5 protein-coding genes are annotated in these 6,023 nt (G+C 72.7%); 3 read left to right on the top strand and 2 right to left on the bottom strand.

Annotated elements, in window-relative coordinates; all coding sequences use genetic code 11:
- Positions 1-60: 60 nt before the first annotated feature.
- Complete coding sequence (locus ABZU76_RS44100; RefSeq protein WP_220244942.1) at positions 61-690, bottom strand: hypothetical protein; 630 nt, start codon at positions 688-690, stop codon at positions 61-63.
- A gap of 176 nt (positions 691-866) precedes the next feature.
- Between ABZU76_RS44100 and ABZU76_RS44095 the strand changes: the two genes are divergently transcribed.
- The 3 genes from ABZU76_RS44095 to ABZU76_RS44085 all read left to right on the top strand — a co-directional run bounded on the left by ABZU76_RS44095 (position 867) and on the right by ABZU76_RS44085 (position 5,103).
- On the top strand, positions 867-1,616 hold the full coding sequence (locus ABZU76_RS44095; RefSeq protein WP_285971785.1) for a response regulator transcription factor: 750 nt from the start codon (positions 867-869) through the stop codon (positions 1,614-1,616).
- Positions 1,594-3,117 carry a HAMP domain-containing sensor histidine kinase gene (locus tag ABZU76_RS44090; protein ID WP_354882084.1) on the top strand — a complete coding sequence of 508 codons (1,524 nt, stop codon included), beginning with the start codon at positions 1,594-1,596 and terminating at the stop codon, positions 3,115-3,117. Before ABZU76_RS44095 ends, ABZU76_RS44090 begins: the two co-directional genes overlap by 23 nt.
- Positions 3,118-3,183: 66 nt before the next feature.
- Positions 3,184-5,103 carry a glycosyltransferase family 39 protein gene (locus ABZU76_RS44085; RefSeq protein WP_354882081.1) on the top strand — a complete coding sequence of 640 codons (1,920 nt, stop codon included), beginning with the start codon at positions 3,184-3,186 and terminating at the stop codon, positions 5,101-5,103.
- Here ABZU76_RS44085 and ABZU76_RS44080 read toward each other — a convergent pair.
- The gene (locus tag ABZU76_RS44080) at positions 5,090-6,013 is read right to left on the bottom strand and encodes a serine/threonine dehydratase (RefSeq protein ID WP_354882078.1); all 924 of its coding nucleotides are present in this window, start codon (positions 6,011-6,013) and stop codon (positions 5,090-5,092) included. The two genes, ABZU76_RS44085 and ABZU76_RS44080, sit on opposite strands and share 14 nt — an antisense overlap.
- Positions 6,014-6,023: the final 10 nt, after the last annotated feature.

The raw sequence follows: 6,023 nt of genomic DNA, 5'->3' as shown, positions 1-6,023 counted from the left end.
TGCCGGAGCCCGATGGCGGTCGGGAGGTGACGCCGGCGCCGAAGTCGAGGGGGAGCCGGGTCAGTTGCCGTAGCGGCGGCGGCCCTGGCCTGGCTGTCCGGTGCCGCCCGGTTGGCCGCCGCGTTGGGTGGCGGCGGTGGCGGATTCCAGGGAGGTGGCGGTGGCCGTGGTGCCGTTGACCTTGGCGATGACGGTGACGTTGTCGCCGGTCTTGGGGGTCGTGGCGGACTTCTGGGTGGACGAGTCGAGGACGTAGGTCTGCTTGTAGCCGTCCTTGCTGGTCAGGGTGACGGACGTCGCGCTGATCTCGGTGATGGCGCCGGTCTGGAGGCGTTCGGTGGTGTAGCCGCCGGCGGGGTCGGTGACGACGAAGTCGCCGTGGAGGGCGTCGCGCAGGGCGGCGGCGCCCCCGAAGCCGCCGAAGCCGCCCGGGCCGCCGGGGCCGCGGCCGGCGAAACCGCCAGGGCCGCCCTGACCACCGGGGCCGCCGAAGCCGCCGGGGCCCTGCTGTGCGGAAGCGTCATTGGAGCTCGTGCCCGCCCAGATCGCGAGGCCGCCGCCCACGGCGATGACCACCGCGACGCCCGCGGCGATCGCCGTTTTGCGGCCCGACCACGACTTCTTCGGGGCCGCGGGTGGCTCGCCGCCAGGTGCGCCCCAGGTGGCGCCCTGTGCTGGATCGGTCGTCATGGTGTTTTCCTCCGCGTCTTGACTGTCCGACCGAGAGTCGCGGCCGCCGCTGTGCGGGAGCTGTGTCCGGAGTGGGTTGAGGCTGTGCAAGAGGGCCACGAATGGCTGAACACGCGCACAGGAAATGCACAGTCACCGCACAGCTCGGCCTGAACACCGGGCCCGAGGATGGCACCATGAGCAGTATGAACGCGACGTCGCCCGGCCGGGGCAAGGACGAGCTGCGCCGCGCCGACGGCAGCCCGGTGCGCGTGCTGGTGGTGGACGACGAGTCGACCCTGGCCGAGCTCGTCGCCATGGCGCTGCGCATGGAGGGCTGGGAGGTGCGCAGCGCGGGCGACGGCACGGAGGCCGTCCGCGTGGCGCGCGACTTCCGGCCCGACGCCGTGGTGCTCGACGTGATGCTGCCCGACTTCGACGGCCTTGAGGTGCTGCGCCGCATGCGCGCCGAGGCGCCGTTCCTGCCGGTGCTGTTCCTCACCGCCAAGGACGCCGTCGAAGACCGCATCGCCGGCCTCACCGCGGGCGGCGACGACTACGTCACCAAACCCTTCAGCCTCGAAGAGGTCGCGCTCCGGCTGCGCGCCCTCCTCAGACGCGCCAACGGGGTCACCGGCGCCAGCGGCTCACAGCTCGTGGTCGGCGACCTGACACTCGACGAGGACAGCCGCGAGGTCCACCGCGGCGGCGACCTCGTGCCGCTCACCGCCACGGAGTTCGAGCTGCTGCGCTACCTCATGCGCAACCCCAAGCGCGTGCTGAGCAAGGCGCAGATCCTCGACCGCGTGTGGAGCTACGACTTCGGCGGCCAAGCCAATATCGTCGAGCTCTACATCTCCTACCTGCGCAAGAAGATCGACGCCGACCGCGAGCCCATGATCCACACGATGCGCGGCGCGGGGTATGTCCTCAAGCCCGCCGGCTGACGCGCCCCCGGGCCGCGCGCGCCGGCCGTGGTCGCTGCGGCGCCGGCTGATCGTGCAGCTGGCGGCGCTGCTGGCGCTCGTCTGTCTGGTGGTCGGCGTGGTCACGGAGTTCGCGCTGCAGGACTTCCTGGTCGGCCAGCTGGACAAACGCCTCGCCGCGGCGACCGACCGCGGCTTCCGCAGCGGCGATCGTCCACCGTGGATCTACGGCGACAAACCGCCACCCGACCCGTTGCGCGTGCTCGGCCAGGGCGACGGCACGCTCGCCGTCCAGGTCCACAACGGCGCGGTGCGCGCGGCCGTGCTCAACTTCGGCTCCGCCACTCCGTCGAAGGTCAAGCCGCCGCTGCAGTCGGTCTCCACCGCCCAGCAGAAGATGCTGCTCGGCCTGCCGCCCGACGGCCACCGCCGCACGATCGACCTCGGCGGCGACCTCGGCGAGTACCGGGTGATCGCGTCGTTCTCGCCGTCGGGTGACTTCTCGGTGGTCGGCCTGCCGCTCTCGGACGTCACGGACACGTTGTGGCGCTTGGGGTTCATCTTCGGCGGCGTCGCGCTCGGCGGGATCATCGTGGCCGGCGTCGCGGGCGCCGTCACGATCCGGCGCACCATGGCGCCGCTCGACCGGCTGGCCGCCACCGCGTCGCGCGTGTCAGAGCTGCAGCTCGACCGCGGCGAGGTGGCGCTGTCGGAGCGGGTGCCCGAAGTGGACACCGACCCGCGCACCGAGGTCGGCAAGGTCGGCTTCGCGCTCAACCGCATGCTCGGCCACATCGCCAACGCGCTCAAAGCCCGCCAGGCCAGCGAAAGCCGCGTGCGCCAGTTCGTCGCCGACGCGAGCCACGAGCTGCGCACGCCGCTGGCCGCCATCCGCGGCTACGCGGAGCTCACGCGCCGCAGCAAGGAGCAGGTGCCGCCCGACGTCGCGTTCGCCATGAACCGCGTCGAGTCCGAGTCGGCGCGCATGACGACGCTGGTGGAGGACCTGCTGCTGCTCGCCCGGCTCGACTCCGGCCGACCCGTCGTGCCCGAGCCGGTGGACCTCTCGCGCCTGGTGGCCGACGCCGTCGCCGACTCCCACGTGGCCGGCCCCGGCCACAAGTGGCGGCTCGAGGCCCCCGGCGAGCCCATCAGCGTGCACGGCGACGCCGGCCAGCTGCACCAGGTCGTGCTCAACCTCCTGGGCAACGCCCGCACCCACACCCCGCCCGGCACCACCGTGACCACGGGTCTGTCCACAAAGGATGGCTGGGTGCGGCTCTCGGTGATCGACGACGGCCCCGGCATCCCGCCGGAAATCCTGCCGGACGTGTTCGAACGCTTCGCCCGCGGCGACAACTCACGCTCCCGCGCGGCCGGCAGCACGGGGCTCGGCTTGGCCATCGTCGCCGCCGTCGTGGCCGCGCACAGCGGTCGCGTCTCGGTGTTCAGTGAGCCCGGACGAACAGAGTTTGTCGCAATGTTCCCAGAGTTTCGTGACCCTGCTATCACCCGGTCGTGAATTTCTCACAGGACGTGCACAGCAAGCGCACATGCGAGCCACAAACCCCGTCGTGAGCATGGCCGCATGACGAGTGCCCTCACCGCGCCCGGACCGACCACAGTGGACCCGACGGACGTGGCACCGCCCGTTCGGCGGCCCAGATGGGTGCGGCCGGCGGTCGCGGTGCTCCTGGTCGCGACCGCTGCGCTGTATGTCACCGATGTCGCGATTTCGGGCTGGGGCAACGACTTCTACGCCATGGCCGTGCAGGCCGGCACCGAGAGCTGGAAGGCGTGGTTCTTCGGCTCGCTCGATCCGGGCAATGTGGTCACCGTCGACAAACCGCCGTTCTCGCTGTGGGTCATGGGGCTTTCCGGCCGGATCTTCGGCTTCTCCAGCTGGAGCATGCTGGTGCCCGACGCGCTGGCGGGCGTCGCGTCCGTCGGCCTGCTCTACCTCGCGGTACGCCGGCTGTCCGGCCCGGGCGCCGGGTTGCTCGCGGGCTCCGCGCTCGCGTTGACGCCGGTCGCCGCCCTGATGTTCCGCTTCGACAACCCCGACGCGTTCCTCGTGCTGCTCCTGGTCGCCGGCGGTTACTGCGTGGTGCGCGCGCTGGAACGGGCGAGCACGAAGTGGCTGCTGCTCGCCGGCGTCGCGATCGGGTTCGGGTTCCTCGATAAGATGCTGCAGGCGTTCCTGGTGCTGCCGGCGTTCGTGCTCGCGTACGCGGTGGCGGCGCCGACGTCGCTCGGCCGGCGGGTGTGGCAGCTGCTCGCCGCGGCCGGTGCGGTGCTCGTGTCGGCGGGGTGGTGGGTGTTGGCCGTCGCGCTGTGGCCCGCCGCCGACCGGCCGTACATCAGCGGTTCGACGAACAACAGCGTGCTGGAGCTGGCCTTCGGCTACAACGGCCTGGGCCGGATCTTCGGCCAGGGCCGCGGCGGGGCCGGTGGTGGCACCCGGCCCGAGCTGCCCGCCGGCTTGGACCTGCCGAACCGTGCCGGCGGCGGTGGCGGCTTCCGCGGCTTCGGCGGAGGCACGGGCCTGACGCGGTTGTTCACCGAGCAGTTCGGCGGCGAGGCGTCGTGGCTGCTGCCCGCCGCGTTGATCGGGCTCGTCGCCGGACTGTGGTTCACCCGCCGCGCCCCGCGCACCGACCGTACGCGCGCCGCGCTGCTGCTGTGGGGCGGCTGGATGGTCGTCTCCGTCGTGGTGTTCAGCTACATGAGCGGGATCATCCACCCGTACTACACGGTGGCGCTCGCGCCCGGCATCGCCGCGACGATCGGCATCGCGGCCCGCGAGTTGTGGCACGGCCGTGCGCACTTCGCCCCGCGCGCGGTGCTGGCGTTGATGCTCGCGACCACGGCCGTGTGGGCGTTCATCCTGCTCTCACGAACGCCCGACTGGCAGCCGTGGCTGCGCTACACCCTGCTCGTGCTGGCCGCGCTCGGCACGGCGGCCGTGCTCTTCGGCGCCGACTCGTTCCGGCGCGCCGCCCCGGTGGTCGCCGTGCTCGGGCTCGTGGCGGCACTGCTCGGCACGGCGTCGTTCACCGTCGTGACGGCGGCGACCGCGCACACCGGCGGTCAGCCGTCGTCCGGGCCGGCGAGCCAGCGCGGCGGCGGGTTCCGAGGCGGCTTCGGTGGGGCGACGACGTCCACAGTGGAACTCGATCGGCTCCTCCAGACGACCACCACGAAGTGGGCCGCCGCCCAGACCGGCGCCATGCAGTCGGCCGGGCTCGCGCTGAGCAGCGGCAAGCCCGTGATGGCCATCGGCGGCTTCAGCGGCAGCGACCCGGCGCCGACGCTCGCGCAGTTCCAGCAGTACGTCGGCGCCGGCGAGGTGCACTACTTCGTGGGCGGCAGTGGCGGCGGCCGCGGTGGCTTCGGTGGCTTCGGCGGCAACCGCGGCACGGCCGGGCAGATCACCACGTGGGTCGAGCAGAACTTCCCCGCCACGACCGTCGGCGGCGCGACCGTCTACGACCTCACGCGAAAGTAACGCTCGTGTTCGCTCCACAGAGGACGAAGCAGGGCCGCGCGGCGGGCACGCGACCGGCGAGCCACGCCGCGAGCGGGACCGCCGCGGCCGGCTCCACGGCCAGGCGGAACTCGGCCCAGAGCCGGTCGCGCGCGGCGAGCAGTTCGGCGTCGCTGACCAGCACGGAGGTGACGTTCGGGGCGTTCAGGATCCGGAAGGGCACTTCGCCCACGCGGGTCGCACCGAGCGCCGAGGCGGCCACGGAGTCGAGCGTGACGTCCACCGGCTCACCAGCCTCGAGCGCGGCGTGCAGCGCCTGGCAGCGCTCCGGCTCGACGGCGAACACCTGCCGACGGTTCGCCGCCAGCGCCGTGCCCGCGGCGAGTCCGCCACCGCCGACCGCGACCACCACTGCGTCGACGTCCGGGTCGTCCGCGACGATCTCGGCCGTGACCGTGCCCTGGCCGGCGACCACGTCGGGGTCGTCGTAGGCCGACAGGTAGCGCGTGCCGGGTTCGTCGCCGACAGCCAGCGCCGCGGCCGCCGCCTCCGCGTACGTCGCGCCGTGGCGGATCAGCTTCGCGCCCGCGGCCTCGATCCCCGCGGCCTTCGCGGCCGGGACGGACTCCGGCACGTACACGACCGCGGGCAGGCCCAGCGCCTGCGCGGCCGTCGCGACGCCGAGGCCGTGGTTGCCGCCCGAAGCCGTGACGACGCGGCGCGGGGCCGGTCCTGCGAGCAGCGCGTTGACGGCGCCACGCAGCTTGAACGAACCACTGCGCTGAAGGTGCTCCAGCTTGAGCAACACGGGCCGACCGTCGATTTCGGTCCGTAGCTGAGGCGTCCTCCGAACGTGTGGCCGGATGCGATTCGCGGCTGCGGCCACGTCGGCGGGCGTCGGTGTACGCGGTGGTGTGCTCATACCGTCCATCTTCGTCTTG

Source organism: Amycolatopsis sp. NPDC005232 (assembly GCF_040607795.1).
Lineage (GTDB): Bacteria > Actinomycetota > Actinomycetes > Mycobacteriales > Pseudonocardiaceae > Amycolatopsis.
Note: the sequence above shows the minus strand (reverse complement) of the source record. Positions and strands in the feature narration are given on the sequence as shown.